15 protein-coding genes and 1 pseudogene are annotated in these 20,143 nt (G+C 63.7%); 7 read left to right on the top strand and 9 right to left on the bottom strand.

The window, feature by feature from the left end; translation table 11 throughout:
• Positions 1-372: 372 nt before the first annotated feature.
• The 3 genes from ACVWW1_RS23005 to fabF all read left to right on the top strand — a co-directional run bounded on the left by ACVWW1_RS23005 (position 373) and on the right by fabF (position 2,866).
• A complete protein-coding gene (locus ACVWW1_RS23005) occupies positions 373-1,032 on the top strand; it encodes a hypothetical protein (RefSeq protein WP_456657533.1) in 660 nt (219 codons plus the stop codon).
• Positions 1,029-1,295 (top strand): HGGxSTG domain-containing protein, encoded by a 267-nt coding sequence (locus ACVWW1_RS23010; RefSeq protein WP_456657534.1) that lies wholly within the window; start codon positions 1,029-1,031, stop codon positions 1,293-1,295. Before ACVWW1_RS23005 ends, ACVWW1_RS23010 begins: the two co-directional genes overlap by 4 nt.
• 308 nt (positions 1,296-1,603) lie before the next feature.
• Positions 1,604-2,866, top strand: a complete 1,263-nt coding sequence (gene fabF, locus ACVWW1_RS23015) for a beta-ketoacyl-ACP synthase II (protein WP_456657535.1) — start codon at positions 1,604-1,606, stop codon at positions 2,864-2,866.
• A 178-nt stretch (positions 2,867-3,044) separates the two neighbouring features.
• On the opposite strand, the gene ACVWW1_RS23020 is transcribed toward fabF, so the two are convergent.
• Both ACVWW1_RS23020 and ACVWW1_RS23025 read right to left on the bottom strand, forming a co-directional pair.
• Positions 3,045-3,233 (bottom strand): hypothetical protein, encoded by a 189-nt coding sequence (locus ACVWW1_RS23020; protein ID WP_456657536.1) that lies wholly within the window; start codon positions 3,231-3,233, stop codon positions 3,045-3,047.
• Between the two features lie 277 nt (positions 3,234-3,510).
• Positions 3,511-3,705 (bottom strand): annotated as a pseudogene (locus ACVWW1_RS23025) (hypothetical protein); the annotation flags it as partial.
• Positions 3,706-3,735: 30 nt separating this feature from the next.
• Between ACVWW1_RS23025 and ACVWW1_RS23030 the strand changes: the two are divergent.
• The 3 genes from ACVWW1_RS23030 (at position 3,736) to ACVWW1_RS23040 (ending at position 10,645) form a co-directional block, all read left to right on the top strand.
• Complete coding sequence (locus ACVWW1_RS23030; protein ID WP_456657537.1) at positions 3,736-5,031, top strand: MFS transporter; 1,296 nt, start codon at positions 3,736-3,738, stop codon at positions 5,029-5,031.
• A 352-nt stretch (positions 5,032-5,383) separates the two neighbouring features.
• Positions 5,384-10,216 carry an NAD-glutamate dehydrogenase gene (locus ACVWW1_RS23035; protein WP_456657538.1) on the top strand — a complete coding sequence of 1,611 codons (4,833 nt, stop codon included), beginning with the start codon at positions 5,384-5,386 and terminating at the stop codon, positions 10,214-10,216.
• Positions 10,217-10,291: 75 nt separating this feature from the next.
• Entirely contained in the window at positions 10,292-10,645 is a 354-nt protein-coding gene (locus tag ACVWW1_RS23040; protein WP_456657539.1) for a hypothetical protein, read from the top strand.
• Between the two features lie 133 nt (positions 10,646-10,778).
• On the opposite strand, the gene ACVWW1_RS23045 is transcribed toward ACVWW1_RS23040, so the two are convergent.
• Positions 10,779-13,559: a UPF0182 family membrane protein gene (locus ACVWW1_RS23045; protein WP_456657540.1), complete on the bottom strand. Its 2,781-nt coding sequence runs from the start codon at positions 13,557-13,559 to the stop codon at positions 10,779-10,781.
• A gap of 491 nt (positions 13,560-14,050) precedes the next feature.
• Here ACVWW1_RS23045 and ACVWW1_RS23050 point away from each other — a divergent pair, with 491 nt between their 5' ends.
• Complete coding sequence (locus tag ACVWW1_RS23050; protein WP_456657541.1) at positions 14,051-14,575, top strand: hypothetical protein; 525 nt, start codon at positions 14,051-14,053, stop codon at positions 14,573-14,575.
• Here the strand turns inward: ACVWW1_RS23050 and ACVWW1_RS23055 are convergent.
• The 6 genes from ACVWW1_RS23055 to ACVWW1_RS23080 form a co-directional block, all read right to left on the bottom strand.
• On the bottom strand, positions 14,564-15,031 hold the full coding sequence (locus ACVWW1_RS23055) for a hypothetical protein (protein WP_207832524.1): 468 nt from the start codon (positions 15,029-15,031) through the stop codon (positions 14,564-14,566). The genes ACVWW1_RS23050 and ACVWW1_RS23055 overlap by 12 nt on opposite strands.
• Positions 15,015-15,932, bottom strand: coding sequence for a DUF2950 domain-containing protein (locus ACVWW1_RS23060; RefSeq protein ID WP_456657542.1), 918 nt, complete (start codon positions 15,930-15,932; stop codon positions 15,015-15,017). Before ACVWW1_RS23060 ends, ACVWW1_RS23055 begins: the two co-directional genes overlap by 17 nt.
• A complete protein-coding gene (locus ACVWW1_RS23065) occupies positions 15,929-17,599 on the bottom strand; it encodes a DUF3300 domain-containing protein (protein WP_456657543.1) in 1,671 nt (556 codons plus the stop codon). Before ACVWW1_RS23065 ends, ACVWW1_RS23060 begins: the two co-directional genes overlap by 4 nt.
• Positions 17,600-17,680: 81 nt before the next feature.
• The gene (locus tag ACVWW1_RS23070) at positions 17,681-19,000 is read right to left on the bottom strand and encodes a TAXI family TRAP transporter solute-binding subunit (protein ID WP_456657544.1); all 1,320 of its coding nucleotides are present in this window, start codon (positions 18,998-19,000) and stop codon (positions 17,681-17,683) included.
• Between the two features lie 261 nt (positions 19,001-19,261).
• On the bottom strand, positions 19,262-19,660 hold the full coding sequence (locus ACVWW1_RS23075; protein ID WP_456657545.1) for a hypothetical protein: 399 nt from the start codon (positions 19,658-19,660) through the stop codon (positions 19,262-19,264).
• A 61-nt stretch (positions 19,661-19,721) separates the two neighbouring features.
• Positions 19,722-20,138, bottom strand: coding sequence for a hypothetical protein (locus ACVWW1_RS23080; protein WP_456657546.1), 417 nt, complete (start codon positions 20,136-20,138; stop codon positions 19,722-19,724).
• Positions 20,139-20,143 lie beyond the last annotated feature (5 nt).

Genomic DNA, 20,143 nt, shown 5'->3' on the forward strand with positions numbered 1-20,143 from the left:
CTCCGGCCAGTATAATGATCCGATCGGCGCGCGGTACCCGCTGGCCGGTTATCGCCCCGTGCCTTGCCGGCATGACTGCGGGTGATGTTGCCGGAACGCCCCGCCGCAGGGCCCGTCGCCAAAATATCGAAAACAACCCCATGCAAAGGAGCGGGCGGCGGCCAGCGTTCGATGAGGTAACTTGACACGTCGGGCAACTCAGGGGTATTTTTCCAATATTCCGAAATCGTGCAAAAACACCCCCCCTCGCCCGCACCAGCGGGCGCGCCGGGTGCGCTTGCGACCAACCCCTCCACACAACTGACATCGCACCGGCGCCCGCAGCGAGCGATCGCCTGCGCGCGCGCCGCGCGCGTTCCAGGGACACCCGACATGACCACTGCACCTGACATCACCGTGCCGACGACGGCGGCCGCAACCGATCAGACCCCGGCTGCCACAGCCCCGCGGATCAAACTCTCGCCGCGCGGATACGCCATCGACCATCCTGACCCGAAGCTCGGCGAACAGCTGATGGCGAACGCACTGGGCGTAGCCGATCGCGACGCGATGGAGGGCATCCTGCGGCAATTGGTCAAGGCCAGCGTGAACGGCGGCAAGGCCTGCAAGGTCAATCTCGCCTTCATGATCTCGATGGTGAAGAGCATTGGCCCACGGGATTCCGTCGAGGCCATGCTGGTGGCGCAGATGGCTTCGGTTCATGTGATGGCGATGCGCTGCGCCCATCACCTCGCGCATGCCGACGACCTCGCCCAACACGACAGCGCCGCGCGGGCGCTCGGCCCGCTCACCCGCACGTTTCCCGCACAGATCGACGCGCTGACCCGCTACTGCAGCCAGCGCGAACCCGCCATCACCGTGCAGAACGTGAAGGTGGAGGACGGCGGCAACGCCATCGTCGGCAACGTCACCCAGCATGCGAACGTGATCGTCTCGGACAAGCCGCCGGCACCCGCGGCGCGAGCAGTGAGGCCCGCGGGCTCCAGGCGACGGCATGATTGCGCCGATGCCAGGCAGGACGCGCAGGCATGAGCGGTCACAGCGGCACGGCCGGCCCGATGCTGGCGAGCCCGCGCTGTGGCGCCAAAACCCGCTGCGGCGGTTCGTGCCGCGCGCCGGCGGTGCGCGGCAGGACGCGCTGCCGCATGCACGGCGGCGCCGAGGGCTCCGGCGCGCCAAGGGCAAACAGGAACGCGCGCAAGCACGGCTTGTTCACCAAAGATGCGATCGAAGAGCGGAGGCAGATGCGGGCGTTGTTGGGGGACGTGCGGAAGGTGCTGGAGGGGATGAAGTGATTAGCTGCGGAGACCGTGCACGAATCTAGGCGCTGCGTCATGTGTCCGACCCCTCTCCATCTTCGTCCGGAAAATGGGCCTTTACCACGACGTTGTTGATATGGCCCAGCGCCGTCACGACATTTGCGATTTCAGCTCTGAAGGGCCGCGTCCTAACCGCTCGACGAAGGCAGCATGAGACGGAAGTCAACACCTTGACGTACGGGCGGTCGAGCCAATAGATGATCTTCATCATATAACAACCCGACGCCCGGGCACTTGTGCGTCCCGGCCATGCCGGTTCGCACGAAGGGCGCGACAGGAGAACCATGCGGCGAATTGTTGTGACGGGCCTGGGGACGGTGTCCCCGCTGGGCTGTGGCACCGAATTGGTCTGGTCGAGGCTGCTGGCGGGGCATTCCGGGCTTACGGCATTGCCGGAGTGGGCGGCCGCACTGCCGGGGCGCGTCGCGGGACAGGTCCCTAGCAAGGCCGCCGATGCCGAGGGCGGGTTCGATCCCGATTCCGCGGCGCCGCGCAAGGACCAGAAGAAGATGGACCGATTCATCCTGTTCGCGCTGCTGGCCGCGGCGGAAGCCGTGGCGCAGGCCGGCTGGATGCCGGCCGAGGCGCTTGCGCAGGAGCGCACCGCGACCGTGATCGCATCCGGCATCGGCGGGTTTCCCGCGATCGCGGACGCCGTGCGCACCGCGGAGACGAGCGGGCTGCGCCGGCTGTCGCCGTTCACCGTTCCCTCCTTCCTGGCCAATCTCGCGGCCGGGCACATCAGCATCCGATACGGCTTCAAGGGTCCGATCGGCGCGCCGGTGACCGCCTGCGCAGCGAGCGTGCAGGCGATCGGCGATGCCGCGCGCCTGATCAGATCCGGCGAGGCCGACATTGCGATCTGCGGCGGCGCGGAGGCCTGCATCGATCCCGTGAGCCTCGGCGGCTTTGCGGCGGCGCGGGCGCTTTCGACGTCGTTCAACGACACGCCGGCCCGGGCCTCGCGGCCGTTCGACCGCGACCGGGACGGTTTTGTGATGGGCGAAGGCGCGGGCGTGCTCGTCATCGAGGAGCTCGACCACGCGCTGCGGCGCGGCGCCAGGCCGATCGCCGAGCTCGTCGGCTACGGCACGACGGCGGACGCCTATCACATCACCGCGGGTCCCGAAGACGGCGACGGCGCCCGGCGCGCCATGGAGGCGGCGCTGCGGCAGGCGGGGTTGCGGCCCGACCAGATCCAGCATCTCAACGCGCATTCGACATCGACGCCGGTCGGCGATCTCAGCGAATTGGAGGCCATCAAGCGCGTGTTCGGGCGTCAGGGGCGCGTTGCCGTCAGCGCGACCAAGTCGGCGACGGGACATCTGCTTGGCGCGGCCGGCGGCGTCGAGGCGATCTTCACGATCCTGGCGCTGCGCGATCAGGTCGCGCCGCCCACCCTCAACCAGGAGAACGCCGATCCGGCGGCGCAGGGCATCGACCTTGTCGCGAACGTCGCGCGGCCGATGCCGATCGAACACGCGATCTCGAACGGTTTCGGATTTGGCGGCGTCAACGCCAGCCTGGTGTTTCGACGCTGGTCGTGAAGCGGCCAGTTGCTTCATCGGCAGCGGAGGCTCACCTCTCCCCAGCGGGGAGAGGTCGGCGCGCAGCGCCGGGTGAGGGGCTACGGTCTCTCGTTGGAGCTGTGCCCCCTCACCCGATTTGCTTCGCAAATCGACCTCTCCCCGCTGGGGAGAGGTGAAGCAAGCAAGTCGCTCACCCTCACCCCTTCGCCACGCTTGCATCGATCAGCAGCTTCGCAACCGTCAGCGCCGACTGCGCCGGTCCGTCTTCCGACTGCTGGCCGGTGACGTAGATGCCTTCGATCAGCAGCAGCAGCGCATCGCCGAGCACGGCGGGGTGACGCGCGCCCATGCCGGCTGCGAGCTCGCGCAGGCGCTTGCGAAACACTTTTCTTGTGGGCTTCGGCGACCTGCCGCGCGGGATTGTCCCGCGCCGGATATTCTACGGTCGCATTGCTGAGGCCGCAGCCGCGATAGCCCTTGCGCACCGCGCGCGTCGACAGGTCACGAATGTAGGCGAGCACGTGCTCGCGCGCATCTGAATAGGATTTGCCGCCGGGCTTCTCGAATTCCTCCCAGAAGGCCAGGTCGTAATCGCGCATATAGGCGGCGGCGAGATCGTCCTTGGATGCGAAGCTGCGATAGAGGCTCGGCTTGGTGACGCCGGCCCGGTCGACCACTTCATCGACGCCGACCGCGCGGATGCCCTCGCGATAGAACAGCTCGCGCGCGGAGGCGCGGATCCGGTCGGCGGCGCGCGCGGGGCGTTCCGCAGACGGCGCGACGGTCTTCTTCATGACGGCTCCCTCCAGTTTTGCGCTGGGCACGCTTGACAATGTTACTGACCGGTACGTATACATGCCGCATCGCAACACGTACCGGTAAGTAACATGCCCGATGCCTCCATTCAACCCGCCCCCGTGTCGAGACGGCCGTTCGGCCAGAACTACGCTTTCGTCGTCGTCGCCGTGATCTTCCTCGCGCTGCTCGCGTCAGCCGGCCTGCGCTCAACGCCGGGCGTGCTGATGCTGCCGCTGCAAAAGGCGTTCGGCTGGGATGTCGGCGTGATCTCGTCGTCGGCCGCGGTCGGCATCTTCCTCTATGGCCTCGCGGGCCCGTTCGCGGCGGCCGTGATGCAGCGCTTCGGCATCCGCCGCACGGTGCTGGGCGCGCTGGTGCTGATGTCGGCCTCGACCGGCGCCAGCACTTTCATGACCGCGCCGTGGCAATTGTTCATGAGCTGGGGACTGCTCTCCGGCATCGGCTCGGGCGCGGTCGCCAACGTGCTCGGCGCCACCATCGTCAATCGCTGGTTCACCACCAATCGCGGCCTCGTCATGGGGCTTTTGACGGCGTCGACCGCGACCGGCACGCTGATCTTCATGCCGGGCCTCGCGGCGCTGGTGGAATGGGGTGGCTGGAAGCCGGTGGTGCTGACGGTGGCCGCGTGCTGCGCGGCGCTGATCCCGCTGGTGTATTTCCTGGTGCCGGAGCGGCCCGCCTCGGTCGGCCTGCGCTCGTTCGGCAGCCCGCACGAGGATCATGCCGCGCCGAAGGCTGAGGGCAACCCGTTCACCGCCGCGTTGTCAAACCTCGCGCGCGCCGCGAAGACGCGGGCGTTCTGGTTCCTGTTTGCCACCTTCTTCATCTGCGGCTTCACCACCAACGGGCTGGTCGGCACCCATCTGATCGCGTTCTGCGGCGACCATGGCATCGTCGAGGTGCAGGCTGCGAGCCTGCTCGCGCTGATGGGGTTCTTCGACCTGTTCGGCACCACCTTGTCGGGCTGGCTCACCGACCGTTTCGATCCGCGCAAGCTGCTGTTCTTCTATTACGGGCTGCGCGGCCTGTCGCTGATCTACCTGCCCTACTCGGATTTCTCGCTGGTCAGCCTGTCGGTATTCGCGGTGTTCTATGGTCTCGACTGGATCGCGACCGTGCCGCCGACCGTGCGCATCGCCAACGAAGCGTTCGGCGACAAGAACGCACCGCTGGTGTTCGGCTGGGTGGTCGCCGGCCATCAACTCGGCGCCGCCTGCGCCGCGTTCTTCGCGGGCTTCATGCGCTCGGCCCAGGGCGATTATCTGCAGGCCTTCATGATCGCAGGCATAACCGGCATCGTCGCGGCCGTGCTGTCACTGACGATCACCCGGCGGCCGGCGCAACCGGTCCTGGTCGCAGCGTAAGCCCGCGCCGACCTCGATGCGACCCTGCAGCATGTCCGGGGTGGGCCACCCCGGAATACAATTGCGAACTCATACACAATTGAAATTACTTGCGATTTTGTCTGACCCCATGATCCGTCGGCCGCCAGCGCCGACTTCGGCCTCACGCGCTGCAGCAGGGCATCCCGGCACGTCTCACGACCGCATCCGCCTTGGATAGCTTTGGGATCGGAGTATTGTCGACGGGAGTTGTCGCAACTTCGAGACCGGGGATTTCGCGGACGCGCTCGATCGCGGTCAAGGCTGAGGCGCTCGAAGCGATGCACTCCAGAATCAAGCTGATGATCGCGGCTGCGATCGGACGGCGCGGCAAATGGAGGACATGATGGCTTGGCGTGACGACAAGGCCCGTTCGATCCTGATCCGCGATGCAGCGGGAAGCGTGCAGCCGGGCAAGGCGCCCCGGAGCTTTGCCGAACTTCTGTTCGGCTACACCAATGTCGAGGACCTCGCCAATCACGATGCCCGGTCGATGGCCTTCCTGGCGGAACAAGCCTGGGAGCACGTGCAGCAGCGTACGGCCGGCAGCGCCGATATCCGTGTCGTCAATCCGATGATGCCGGACGGGCGCGAGATTTCCGTGCTCGAGATTCTCAACGACAACATGCCCTTCCTGTTCGATTCCACGACGGCGGAGCTGGCCGAGCAAGGCATCGAAGTGACCCTCGTCGCTCACCCGATCCTCGCGGTGGAGCGCGACAGCCAAGGCAAGCTCCTGCGCTTCCACGGCGAAGCGCTGCCGGCGGGAGCAAACGGCACGCGGGAAAGCCTGATTCACCTCCACATTACCCGCCTGGACGCCGATGCCGATCGCCAGAAGCTGATCGACGGCCTCACCAGGACGTTGAACGACGTCCGCGCCTGCGTCACCGACTGGCGTGCCATGCACGACCGGGTCGAGGACGCGATCAAGACCTTCACTTCCAATCCCCCGCCGCTGCCGATCGACGAGGTCGCCGAGGCCAACCAGTTCCTGCAATGGCTGTGCGCGGACAATTTCACCTTCCTCGGCGTGCGCGAATATCGCTTCTCGCCCGACAGCGATGCATCCGACGACATCACGACCGGCAAAGGCCTCGGCGTCCTCCGCGATCCGGATGCGAAGGTCCTGCGCCGCGGTAGCGAAATGGTGGTGATGACGTCGGAAATACGCGAGTTCATGCACGACCCCACCCTGCTCATCGTCATCAAGGCCAACGTCTCCAGCCGCGTTCATCGCCGCATTCGCATGGATTATGTCGGCATCAAGCTCTATACGCCCGACGGCCGGCTGGAGGGCGAATTGCGGGTCGTCGGCCTGTTCATCTCGGGCGCCTATACCCGCTCCGCACGGCAGATCCCTTATGTCCGCCACAAGGTGACGCGCGCGCTGCAACGCGCCGGCTTCGACCCGAACGGCCATTCGGGCAAGGCCCTCATGCATATTCTCGAAGAATATCCGCGTGACGAACTGTTCCAGATCGACGTCGACACGCTCTACAATTTCGTCATGGAGATCCTGATCCTCTACGAGCGTCCGCGCGTCCGGGCGCTGGCGCGGGTGGACAAGTTCGATCGCTTCGTCTCCATCCTCACCTTCATTCCGCGCGAGAAATACGACACGAACGTCCGCACCCGCGTCGGGGCCTTCCTGTCGCAGGTCTACAAGGGGATGCTGTCGGCCTCCTACGTTTCATTCCCTGAAGGGGCGCTTGTGCGCGTCCACTACATCATCGGACGCTATGACGGCAAAACACCCGTCGTCGAACGCGCCACGCTCGAAGCCGGGATCAGCGCCATTGCCGCGACGTGGGCCGACAAGCTGAAGGCCGCGCTCACTGCCTCTACCGACGGCATGCGGGCGCGCATGCTCACCAACCGATATGCCCAGGCGTTTAGCGGCGGCTATACCGAGGTGTTCAGCGCGGAACGGGCGATCACCGATATCGCCACCATCGAAAAGCTTACGCCAACCGGCCCCGTGGCGATTTCGGTTTACCGTGACGAAAGCGAGGCCGATCCCAAGCGCTTCGGACTGAGGGTGTTTTCGCACGGCGCGCCCCTGTCGCTGTCCTACCGCGTGCCCGTGATCGAAAATCACGGCCTGCACGTGGTCAACGAACGCACCTATCAGATCGCGCCGCGCGCCACGCCGGCGCCTCCGCCGGCTTGGCTCCACGAGATGACGATCGAGACCAGCGACGGCCAGCCGATCACGATCAGCCCCGAATTCAGCCATCGCCTTGAAGCCTCGATCATGGCAGTGGTCCGCGATCACGCCGAATCCGATGGATACAACGGCCTGATCCTGCGCACCGCCCTGGGCTGGCGGGAAGTCTCGACCATCCGGGCACTGTCCCGCTACCTGCACCAGATCCGCGCGCCGTTCACCCAGGATTATATGTGGGAGACATTGCGCAAGAACGCCGCGATCACGGCCAACCTCGTCGCGTTGTTCCAGACCCGCCTCGATCCACGCCTCGCCTCCACGGATGCCGAGCGCTCGGCACGCGAGACGGCCCTGCTTGCCGAGGTCGAGGAGCAACTCAAATCCGTCGCCTCGCTGGACGAGGACCGCATCCTGCGCCGTTTCACCAACCTGGTGCAGGCGACGATTCGCACCAATCTGTGGCAGATCGGCGAGGATGGACAGCCGCGTCCGGTGATCTCCTTCAAGTTCGACGCGCGCCGGATCGACGACCTGCCGGCTCCACGACCTCTCTACGAGATCTTCGTCTATTCACCTCGTGTCGAAGGTATTCACCTGCGCTTCGGCAAGGTTGCGCGCGGTGGCTTGCGCTGGTCCGACCGGCCGCAGGATTTCCGCACCGAGATCCTCGGCCTCGTGAAAGCGCAGCAGGTCAAGAACGCCGTGATCGTGCCGGTCGGCGCCAAGGGTGGCTTCGTGCCCAAGCGCCTGCCGCCGCCTGCCAATCGCGACGCCTGGCTCGCGGAAGGCACCGAAGCCTATTGCATCTTCGTTCGCTCGCTGCTGGAGCTCACCGACAATCTCGACGGCGACATCGTCGTGCCGCCCGACTCCACCGTGCGCCACGACGGCGACGACCCCTACCTCGTTGTCGCCGCCGACAAGGGCACCGCCACCTTCTCCGACGTCGCCAACGCGATCTCGGCCGAGAAAAACCATTGGCTCGGCGATGCCTTCGCTTCCGGCGGCAGCCAGGGCTACGACCACAAGAAGATGGGGATCACGGCGCGCGGCGCCTGGGAAGCGGTCAAGCGCCACTTCCGCGAGCTCGGCACCGACATTCAGACCATGCCGTTCACCGCGGTCGGCGTCGGTGACATGTCCGGCGACGTTTTCGGCAATGGCATGCTGCTGTCGCCAGCGACAAAGCTTGTGGCGGCTTTCGATCACCGCGACATCTTCATCGATCCCTCGCCTGATCCTGCGATCAGCCTCGCCGAGCGCAAGCGTCTGTTCGACCTGCCGCGATCGAGCTGGCAGGACTACGACAAGTCGCTGATCTCGGCGGGCGGCGGCGTGTTCTCGCGCCAGCTCAAGGCGATCCCGCTCGCTCCGGAGATACGCGCCCTGCTCGATCTCGACAAGCCGCAAGCGACGCCTTTCGAGGTGATGACGGCAATCCTGAAGGCGCGCGCGGATCTCCTGTGGTTTGGCGGCATCGGCACCTATGTCCGCTCCGCCGCGGAAAGCGACGATCAGGCCGGCGACCGCGCCAACGATCCAATCCGCATCACGGGCAGCGACGTGCGGGCCCGGGTGATTGGCGAAGGCGCCAATCTCGGCGTCACCCAGCGCGGTCGCATCGAGGCGGCGCAGAAGGGCGTCAAGCTCAACACCGACGCCATCGACAACTCGGCCGGCGTGAACACGTCCGACGTCGAGGTCAATATCAAGATTGCGCTGGCGCGGCTCGAGCGCGAGGGACGGCTCAGCCCCGCGGACCGCAACAGTTTGCTGGCCGCGATGACCGACGAGGTCGGCACGCTGGTGCTGCGCAACAACTATCTGCAGTCGCTGGCGCTCTCGCTCGCCGAACGCAAGGGCGTGGCCGAGACCGGCTTCCTCACGCGCCTGATGCAGTCGCTCGAGCAGCGCGGTCTGCTCAGCCGCGCGGTGGAGTTCCTGCCCGATGACGCGGTGCTCACCGAGCGCACACGGCGCGGCCATTCCCTCACACGGCCCGAGCTTGCCGTGCTGCTCGCCTACGCCAAGCTGACGCTTCACGATGACCTGCTCGTCACCAGCGTACCCGATGATCCCTATCTTGCCCGAGAACTATCCCAGTATTTTCCGCGCGAGGTTCAGGACAAATTCCCGACAGCGGTCGAATTCCACCGCCTGCGGCGGGAGATCATCGCGACGAGCCTCGCCAATGCGGTAATCAACCGCGGCGGGCCGGCCTGTGTCGTGCGCCTGATCGACGAGACGGACGCCGATATCCCGACCATCGTCATGGCCTATGTGGCGGTCGATGAATGCTACGGGCTCAAGTGGCTCAGTGACGCGATCGATGCACTCGATGCCTGCATCGACGGGCAGGTGCAGCTGTCCCTCTACGCGTCTGTCCATGACCTCCTGCTCTCCCGCATGGTCTGGTACGTGCGCAATGTTGATTTCAAGAACGGGCTGGAGGCCGTCGTCGCGCGCTTCGGCCCGGCTATCCGCCAGATCGTCGCAGGGCTCGACACCGCGCTGCCGCCGGACTTGCAGGCCGCACGTGCCAAGCGTCGGCAGGACCTGACCGATGCCGGTGTCCCGGCCGGCCTCGCCGGCGAACTCGCCGATCTCGACGCTCTGGTCTCGGCACCCGATATCGTGACGGTTGCCGAGCGCACCGCCCGCCCCATCGGCGACGCCGCCGCGACCTTCTTCGCCGCCGAAGCGAATTTCCGCCTCGACTACATCGCCGCCGCCGCGCGCAGCGTGCCGGCAAACGATTATTTCGAACGTATGGCGATCGATCGCGCCGTTGAGCAGATCGCTGGCGCCGAAAGAAGACTGGCGGCAGATATGCTGTCAACCGGGCAGTCCGGCCAGCAGGCTGTCGAGACCTGGCTCGCGGCCCACCCCGAAGCGACGCGCATCCGCCGCTCGGTCGAGGAGATCGCGGCCAGCGGCCTGACGCTCGCCAAGCTGACGGTGGCGGCGAACCTGCTGGGGGACCTGGTCAAAGCCTGAGGCATGCGAGGCGGCGATGTGAAACTCCAAGAGCAATGCCAGCGCAGGTTGTTAGCCGGCGAACGGAGGAATCCAATGATCCACGCGACTTGCCATACCGCCGATAATGCCCGCTGCATCGAGTTCGATGCCACACCCTGGTTCAGCGAGGCCGACGCTCCGAGCATTGTCGATTTGGCCCAGCGAGGATGGGCCAGCAAAGCGATTGCAGATTCCCTTGAGCGCCGACGAGGCTATGAACGCTTGCACGACCTCGTTGAGTATGCGGCGAAGCGACTGCAACCGGAATCCCTGGAGGACCCAACCTGGGAAACCTTCGCGTGCGTTGTCGATGGACCCGACGCCGTGGCCTGGCTCGAGAGCAACCGGCCGGAGGTTGTGGCAAGGATCCGGAACGCCACCGGATGCGCCAGCAATTGCGACGATTGATCGGCGGCACCGCAGGCGAAGCGGAAATGGCGCGCCGTCCAGAACACAACTGCGAACTCTTATGTCATTGAAACGTAACCTTTAACAGCACCCAATTGAGGCGCGCGTCCGCGCTCACGATTCGCCCGCGCCATTAGTGACCGACGGAGCGCCGGTTCATTTCCTCCAGGGGCTCGCGCAGGGCATCGAACTGCGTGCCGAAACCTTTCAAGTCTCCGGCCTTCAATCGCTCCACCGCCTGATTGTAGCGATCGAGCGCCTGCTGCGCCGGGCTCGCCGCCCCGCCCGCAGGGGACACCGCTTCCGTTGCGTTTGAAGCCTCCGGCACGGCACCGGGCTCTGCGAACAACGCGGCCAGGGCATCAGCGAGCGTCTCTTTCATCACGACATGTTCACCGTAGGCTGCGATCACGCGTTTCAGCTCCGGCAGGTGTCCAAGCTCGGCGCGCATATAGAGCGGCGAGACATAAAGGATCGAGTTCTCGATCGGGATCACCAGCAGGTTCGCACCGCGTATCACCCGCGAGCCCATCTGATTCCACAGCGTGAGTTGTTGCGAGATCTCGGTGTTCTGGTTGATCCGCGCCTCGATCTGAAACGGCCCGTAGACAAGCTTGTCCTTTGGGAATTCGTAGACGATCAGTTTGCCGTAGTCGGGGGCGTCGCAACGCGCAGCGAGCCACGCGATCATATTGTCGCGACGACTCGGCACCATGGGAAGCATCAGAAAGAACTCGGCCTGAGGCTCGCCGGGCAGCCGCATGATGATGTAATAGGGGGTCATCACCGAGGTGCCATCGCCGCCCGGCTGTCGCGGAAACTGCCAGAAGTCCTCTCGGTTATAGAAAGTTTCGGCCTGCTCCATGTGATAGGTCTGATAGAGCCGCGCCTGAATCAGGAACAGATCTTCCGGATAGCGAATGTGCTTCTGCAAATCCGCCGGCATGGCCGTGAACGGCTTGAACAGGCTCGGAAAGATACGCTGGTAGGTCGCTGCAATGGGGTCGCGTGGGTCGATCAGATAGAAATCAACCGTCCCGTTATAGGCATCGACAACAATTTTCACCGAATTCCTGATGTAGTTGAGATCGAGCTCCGGCACGGGCTGCGCAGAGGGGAAATAGGAGCTCGTGGTGTAGGCGTCCTGCATCCAGAACAGCCGCCCGTTGCTGATGACCAGATAGGGATCATGATCGAGCCTGAGGAATGGAGCGATCGTGCGCACCCGTTCCGTGATATTGCGCCGGATCATGATTCGGCTGTCGGCCGTGATGTAGCTTGAGAGGACCAGATTCGCGTCATTGAAGTAGTAGGCGAACAGCGTTCTCCATCCCAATGCTCCGATCGGAACACCGCCACTGCCGTCATAGGCCGCATAGACGTTGTCTTTCCCCTTCGGATAATCGAACTCCGGGATGCTGGCCTTGACGATGACGTAGTCGTCGCTCTCTTCGCCGTAGTAGATGCGCGGTTCCTCGATCTTGGGACCGCCGTCCGCAACGGGCGGAATATCGCGCAAATAGAAGAACGGCAGTCCTTCTGGGCTCTTACGGGTGACCGGGCTCATCACCGCGCCGTTGCCGTGCGTAAACAGCACGTGGCGATTGACCCACGTCTGGGCGTTTGCCGGCAGCAGGGAGGCCCGCAGTTCGCGGGCCGAGAGCATCACGCTCTGGTAGGAGCCGTCGAGCCAGTAGCGATCGACGTCAAGATCGTGGAATTTGTAGTAGGTACGGATCTCCTGCAGTTGCGCGTAGGTATTCGACAGCGGCAGCCAGTCCCAGAGCCGGATATTGTCGATGGTGGCCTTGTTCGCTTCCAGCGTCTTGAAGGTCAGCCGCTGTTCGGCGGCAAACGGCTTGGCTGCGATCCGGTCGAGATTGTAGGCCTGCCTGGTGAGCGCGATGTTGCGTTCAATGTACGGCTTCTCCAGCTGCAACTCCGTCGGTTTGACGACGAGGTGCCGGAACAGCGAAGGGACGAGGCTCGACAGCACGACAGAGCCGACGCCGACGAGGATGAACCCGGCGGCAAGAAGCCGGTAGGTGCGGGCGCGCAAATTGGCCCATGCGATCAACGCCGCGATAATCGAAAGCCCGATCATCAGCCACAGAGCCGGCAGCCCCAGATGGACATCGGTGTAGCTTGCCCCGACCACGACACCATTGTCGCCGTAGAGCAGCAGATAGCGGTCGAGCCCATAGGACCAGGCCTTCACCGCGAACAGAAGGCCAACCAGCGCCGAGCCATGTGTGATGACCGTCGGCGAGATTGATCGGCTGTGAACATCGTACTCGATGTCGCCGCGCGCCCAGTAGATCGCTCCGGCAAACAGCGCACTCAGGACGATTGCGAGCAGCATCCAGTTCTTGATCGCGAGATAAGCGGGTAGCGCAAAGAGATAGAAGCCGATGTCCCTGTTGTAGAGCGGATCCTCCGCGCCATAGGGCACATGGTAGAGAAACTGCAGGAAGATGCCCCAGTTGCCGGCTTCGCCTGCGGCAACCAACACCGCGAGCAAACCCGCACCGAGCGCGATAAACCACGGCCGTGTTAGTCGATCGCGCAGCAATACGGACAGATCGGGCGGCGTAACACCCGCCACCTTCCACGGGGCGGCCGGAATCTGTCGCGGCGGCTGCATGGCAAACCGCGCCGCCAGCACTCCGTTCAGCCAGAGAACGACGGCGGTCGCCGCCAAGACGGCGAAAAAGACGGTCGCCTTGGCGCCGATCGCCGTCAGGAAAACCTCAAGATAGCCGATCGAGGAAAACCAAAGCCAATCGACCAGGAAGTCGCTCGCGAACGAGAGCAGGATAAGGCAAATCGTGACGACGACGGCCGCAACGATCAGCCTGACCACGCCACTTTGCCGTGGTACCTTCGGGCCGGGTCCGGTAATCCCGATCGTCATGGCTTGATCATAGCGGAAACGAGGGACGCTCGCCGCTTGATTCGTGGGAGGGATTGCCCCGCCAAGGCGCGATGAGTGCTCGAAGCTCCGTCACCGGGACACGAATGAGCACAAGGCGGCAACTGCTCAGGCGGCCGGCGTGATCAATCAGTCGTCGAGCAGGAAGGCCTCACGAAAGGAGCCGTATCGTACAATGCCGTGGAATAGGGTATATTGGCGCTCCCTAGTGGAGAGCATCAACCTCGCGTTATCAAACACTTAGCCGATGATTTGGGGAAATCATCCAGCATTGAAACTCAAAGGGTTTCTGAGGCCGACCCCGAATTCGAGCCTCTCGAGCATTCCGTCTATTTCGGCCGCTAGCGGCTGGGGGCGGTACGAGCGCGTCTCGGCAAAGCGGTACGCTGCCTACGTTGCAGCCCCCGGGGCGCTTTGGCAGGCGCCGCGAGGCTTAGTCGGCCATCAGCCGAGCAAGCTTCCAGGGCCGCCCAATGAACGCCCTTTCGACCGCTGCGGCGGCTCTCTACGAAGCTATCAATTCCGCAACCTCGCCCGACGAGCTGGATACCGTTTCAGATGCAATCTGGCACCGCCACTGGCCCGTTGGAGCAATCAGCGACGATGAGGCTCAGTTTCTCGCTGAGGCCATTCAGAAGCGGAAACCGCAGCGCAGGTTCGTCGCGCAATCGCCTGTGGGCAAGCTTCAAGCACGCGTGTCGTCGCGCTTTACGACTCGGCAACGGCCACGTTCATCGGATCGTCAGGCCTCGCGGGGATCGGCGGCGCACGCTCGGCAGTTCGTCAGCCATGCCACCCGCAATGAGGGCGAAGGGCAACGCGCTGTGCTCGCCATCGTTGCTGGCGAGATCAAACATCACGGCGTTTGTGATCTGCCTTATGACAGTCGGATGGCAAGGCCAATGCTAACGCTGATGGTGAGAGAGGCTATGACGTACCCAACGTACACGGCCATAGATCGAGTTCACCCTGATGTGAAAATCGGTTCAGTTCATTGAAATCGTGATCGTGCTCAAGTTGGCGGCGAACTCCCAGCCACCCCTTGGACCGCGCAGCTCCATCGTGACGCCCTTGTCGTTCCGCAGGTGAACGGCACCAACGCCGCCGACGAGTGATGCCCCACCGCCGACAGAACTGTACGTACCGGCAAAATCGGAAATCTCTCGAATTCCTGACGCCGACCCCTCGAGTCGGCCGACAGTCGCGCCGGCCGTGACACCGAGGCTGATGCCAGACCAGCGAAAGCGATAATTGCGGCCCCGATAGCTCAACACGCCGCTGCCCGCGCCTGCACCCACGAGCAAGCCCGCTTTTACGATCTTGAGCTGGACAAAGGCGGGGGCCTGAGCGAAGGACGGCGTCACGGGCACGGCGAACGCAAAAAACGCGATCGCCGCAAAACCGGTGAAGCATGTCCGCAGGACAGTCTGCCTGCCCTCAGGGTTTCGTGGCATCGACTTTCCTCCAAGTCTGGTCCGGATCGAACAGCATGATCCGCTTGGCGATGATCCCAGTGTGCTTTCCCAGATCCCGCTGGTAAACGGTACCGGCATGATTGACCAGGAAGGTCATCACGCCGGAGTTGCCATATTCGGCAGGATAGGCGATCAGCGCGAAGCCGCCGATCATCTTGCCTCTGACGACGTAGTAGAGCGCGCCGCCCGGCGCATCGGAGCCCTGCCCCTTCAATATCCGGAAATAATATCCGTGATAGGGCGCCCCTTGCCCGTCGACCTTGTAGCCTTCATTTGATGCCTGCGCCGCCAGTTCGCCGAGCGGGCTCGGGTCGCGGTCGTCGCGCCAGAACAAGCCGTCCTTCTTGCCGGAACTGCTCACGATGCGTTGTGCATAGACGCCCGCGCCGTCGCCGCGATCCTTGTCCGCATATTCATTCTCGGCATCGACGAAGGCAAGGCAGGTCTTGATCGCGTCCAACTCATTACGACCGATGCGGCGATAGAGAATCTCGATGCGGCCTGCGTCCGTGTCGAACTCCCAGCCGCTCTTGGTGTTGACCAGCGGAATCGGGAACGGGAAGTCATCGGCGCCGAGAACGAGCGTGGCCTTCTTGTTATCCTCTGTCTTGACCGAATGCCTGGCATTATAAGCAGAAGTAAAGCCTTGGCGCGTCGCGGCATCCGCAACCTCATCGCCGGAGGCAACGAGGTCCTCGGCAGCGTTGCCGAGCACTTTCAAGACTGCCCGGTTTGTGCCGCTCTTGACCGCGGCAGCCAGCGCGGCTGCGGCGTCCTCTGGCGTCGGATAGGCCTGCTGCGCCTGGGACGCAGACGTCAGCAGTGCAAGCGCCATGATGCCTGGCAAAGCTGCGCGATGGAGCGTCCTCAAATTGTTCATGGCTTCATCTCCGCGGGGATCCTTGCACCTTCTGCGAGCCAGTCTCTGTAGCTACGCAGCTTCAATCCGAGCCTTTCATAATAGACACGCAAGTAGCCGTCGCGGCCGCGGGTCACGGCCTGCGGCATCACGCCTTCCACTTCCTGCGCTATGACGCCGACATAGGCCTTCTGGCTGCCAAGATAGCTGAAGCGATAGAAGCCGAGGCCGTTGGCGAGATGCCCGAGCAGGACGATGTCATGCTTCAGCGCAATGTCGGACCGCCGTCCTCCACCGCCTCCGCCACGTCCGCCTCCACCACCGAAGCCACCGCCACCACGCATGGCGCCACCGCCGCCACCGCCACGCCCGGCGAAGCTCGCCCCGCCGCCGCCACGGGCGCCCATGCTGGCTTGACCGCGGGCTGAGGCGGCGGCAGCCGCCCTACCCGACGACACGTTCATGGCGCCGCCGCGATTTTCGCCGCCGCGGCGCGCCGCATTGCCAGCATTGTTGGCAGCCCTCGCGCGATCTGCACCGCCTTTGGTAGCAGCTTTGCCGCCCCCCTTGGGAGCACCCTTGCCGCTTGCCTTAGCGCGATCTGCCGTGCTCGAGCGGTTGGCGCGATCACCGCTCCCGGGGCCGTCGCGTGCGCTCGCGCGATCGCCACCGCGATCCGCGGCCCGATCTCCGCCACGATCCCCGGCGCGATCAGCGACACCGGCACGATCCTTGAGCACTTGCTGTCCATCACGGCCGCGGAAATCCATTCGATCAGCAGCACCGGCCTTCAGATTGTTGTTACCGAAACGCTGCTGAACGTTTGTGTTATTGTATCGTACCCCTTGGCGATGCGCCGGATTGTGCTGCCAGTTGTTTCCGACGTTGTTGATCCTGTTGTAGTGGTTGACGTAGAGGTTGCGGTTGCCCCAGTTGCAGCCGCCGCCCCAGTAATTGCCCCAACGCCCGATTGCCCATCCTGCCCCAAAGGCAACGCCAGCTGCGATCACGCCTGCACCGATATAAGACGGATACCCGAAATAGTAGGGCGGATATTCCGTGTAGGGCCAAGTTCCGTACACGGTGGCCGGATCGTAATACGGCACGTAGATCGTATCCGGCTCAGCCTGTTCGATCACGACCACCTGCTTGTTCTCCTGAGTCTGAACGCTGACCTTCTGCTGTTTAGTGGTGACGAGTTTCTTGTTGTCGTACGCCTTGGTGCGCAGCCGCTGGATCGCGTCCATCACGTCCGGTTGCTGCGCGAGCACGGCATCACCCAGGCTTTTGATCCATTCGAGTTTGTCGCTCATCATCGTCAGGACATCGGCGGTGCTGGTGAGCGCCTTGATGCTATCGTCCCAAGCCTGCTTGTCGACCTCCTTCTTGAGCGCATCGCCCTTCAGGTTCTTGCGCTCCTTGAGCCAGCGGTCGGCCTGCACAACTTCCAGCGGGTAAGTCGACGCCGCCAGCACATTGGCGAGCAGTTCGTCCGGATAGAGCGCGATCGGCGCGACAAGCGCCTCGAGTTGCTCAGGCTTCAACAGCTGGTCGGCCGGTTGAGCCGGGCTCGCCGGCTGCGCCTGACCGCTCTGAGCAGGCGGCTTCTCGGCGGTCTGCGCCATCGCGGCGATCGGAATGCCCAGCAGCAACGCGAGCACGAACAGGATTTGGCCGCAACGAGACATCGACACCTCCCTCGCCTTCCAGCGGGAAACTTCGGCGTTGCCGATGGGGCAAGCTTGATCAAGATCAAGGAAACCGGTCATTCAGGGACGCGGCGCCTGTTGCAGAGCAAGAGAGATGCGGCGGTCGTGGATCAGATTTTCGAGGCGATGAGCCGCAACATTCGCAGCCGTGACTTCGCGTTCGGTTTCCTCGTCGGCCACACCCCTGGCCCGTTGCGCCCGCAGTACCCGGTCGATCTCCCGCTCGATCTCGTCGAGATCAGCCTCGCGGTCGCTCGCACGGATCCTTGGGCCGAGAGCATAGAGCGCATCCAGCGCCACCTCCGCGGGCAATGACACGTTGCCGGCGCGAAGGAATTTCCAGGCATAGGCGAGGATCGAGACAAGGCCGCCCGCGATCATCGGCGCAAGAAAGATCGCATTGCCCCATTTATCAAGGAAACCGAGCCGCGAGCCGTCATAGAAGGCGGCAGCGCCTGGATGCAGCTGAAGGTAGGCGTCCTTGCCGGTATCCGGCTCCGAACTCTGGGCCAGGATCGGCATCTCGGCAAGCAAATCCCTGCGCGCTTTCATCAGCGACTCCGTGAGGTCGGAGACAACATCGTTACCGAGCTTCTTCTGCGCTACGAGATAGAAGGAGGTCCGAAGTGTCGTGACATCGTCCGGCGGAATGGTCGGCGAACCGCGCAGCGTGCCTTTCGGGACATCGAAACTCTCGTAGGCACGTTCCCGCTCGGCGATCGCGCCAGCGGACTCAACCGCGATCAGCACCGGACCGCCTTTCCCCTGTGCAAACAAGCCGCGCACCAGAGCGAGATACTTTTCCGCCAGCGGAACGACCAACAGGACGGCGCGCACCTCCTTGGTTTCAAGCGACCGCCGCGCTTCCGCCGGCGCGAGAGGCTTGAATGTCACGTTCGCACGTCCGAGGTCGTAGGCATCGGTCAGAGCATTGATCAGCTTTTGATTGATCTCGCCTCCGATCACACCGATCGTTGCGCGCTTCAGCTCCGCCAGGTCCGTGACCGTGGATCCGGGCGGCGCGATCAGCAGAACCGCGACATGCGCAACAACGAGCACCGCCTGCGCCAGCCTGAGATCGCCGGCATCAGCTCGCACCACCGCGAGGTCGACGTTACCGGCCGCAAACGCTTTGGCCGCTTCGAGCGCTCCAGGCGTCGGAACGATAGTGAGCCGCACCGGCGCATTGGATTGCACGAGCTTGCTGGCGAGGGCATTAACGACCAAATTGGCTTCGCCATCCAGCGACCCAACAGCGATCGTCAACGTCACTGGCCGGGAGTACCAGCGATAAGCAAAGAGCCCCGCCCCGCTGGCCAGGATCACCAGCCCGCCTAACAGGACGACGCGAAACCATTTTGGCAATCCAGCCGCGCTCATCGGGTTGGGCGGTCAGCAGCGAATGCCGCTCGCCCGTGAGCATCGATGACCGGTGTGCATGTCGGCGCGACGCATGCGGCTGCGGCGCCAGCCGCGCGCAAAAGAACAGCGACGCTCAGCGCGGGTCGCATCATCAGTTCAAATGTCGTGACAGGCTCCATACCAGGACTCCATTGGCTCGAGGTATTTGAGGAATATCGGAGCGCCCTGGCTTTGACCCTGAATTTTGCAGGTTGATCGGCGCGCAGACGAGCCGGCGGGCTAGATCTTGCAACGGTGATAGTTCGTATCCATCCCGTCCACGCCCGGGAATAGCCGCGTGACCGTATCGTCATCGATGACCTTCAGGAAGAACTGGATGTTGGAAAGCATGACACCGTTCGCACAAGCGACAACCAGATTGATGGATTCACCGTCGTCCTTTCTGGCCTTGATCGTGCAGGTTTCAAACTTGCTGCGCAGGCGGTTGGCCTCGACGAGGAAGCCACCGCCATAGGCGCCAGAGAAGTTGGTGAAATCGACCTGATTTGCGCGCCCCTTCCGCGCAAACACCTTGCTGCATTGATCCGCTTTGGCCGCCCAAGCGCCCGCGAGCTCGAAGGCATCTGACCGCTGCGTTATCGTTTGGCAGGCGATGACGAACGTCGCCGCGACGAACAACCTGCATAACCTCACGGTACGACGCCCCCGCTCATGCGGACTCTCCTGGTTGCCTTCGATTTTATCGGATCGGGCAGCGGTGATAGGTGATCTCCATGCCGTCCATGCCGGGGAACAGCCGAACAATACTGTTCGCATCCAGTTCCTTCACGCTGAACTGAACGCTCGACAGCATGATGTCGGTTGCACAGCCTGCGATCAGGTTGACGCTCGGGCCGCTCTCCTTTCTGGACTTGATCCTGCAGTGCGCGAATTTGCCGATGATCTGGTCACCATCGATGATGAAGCCGCCGCCATAGACGTCGGACATCTCGGTGAAGCCGGGCTTTCCGCCCTGGCGGGTGAACACCTTGTCGCACTGATCGGCGTCGCCGACCCAGGCGCCATTGAGGTCGACAGCATCCGCACGCCCGGCCGTCGCGACCACTGAAGCGAACAGCAATCCAGCCAAGGTGCCGAGTTTTCGTGGACAAACCATCCATT

This window comes from Bradyrhizobium sp. JR3.5 (assembly GCF_054057015.1).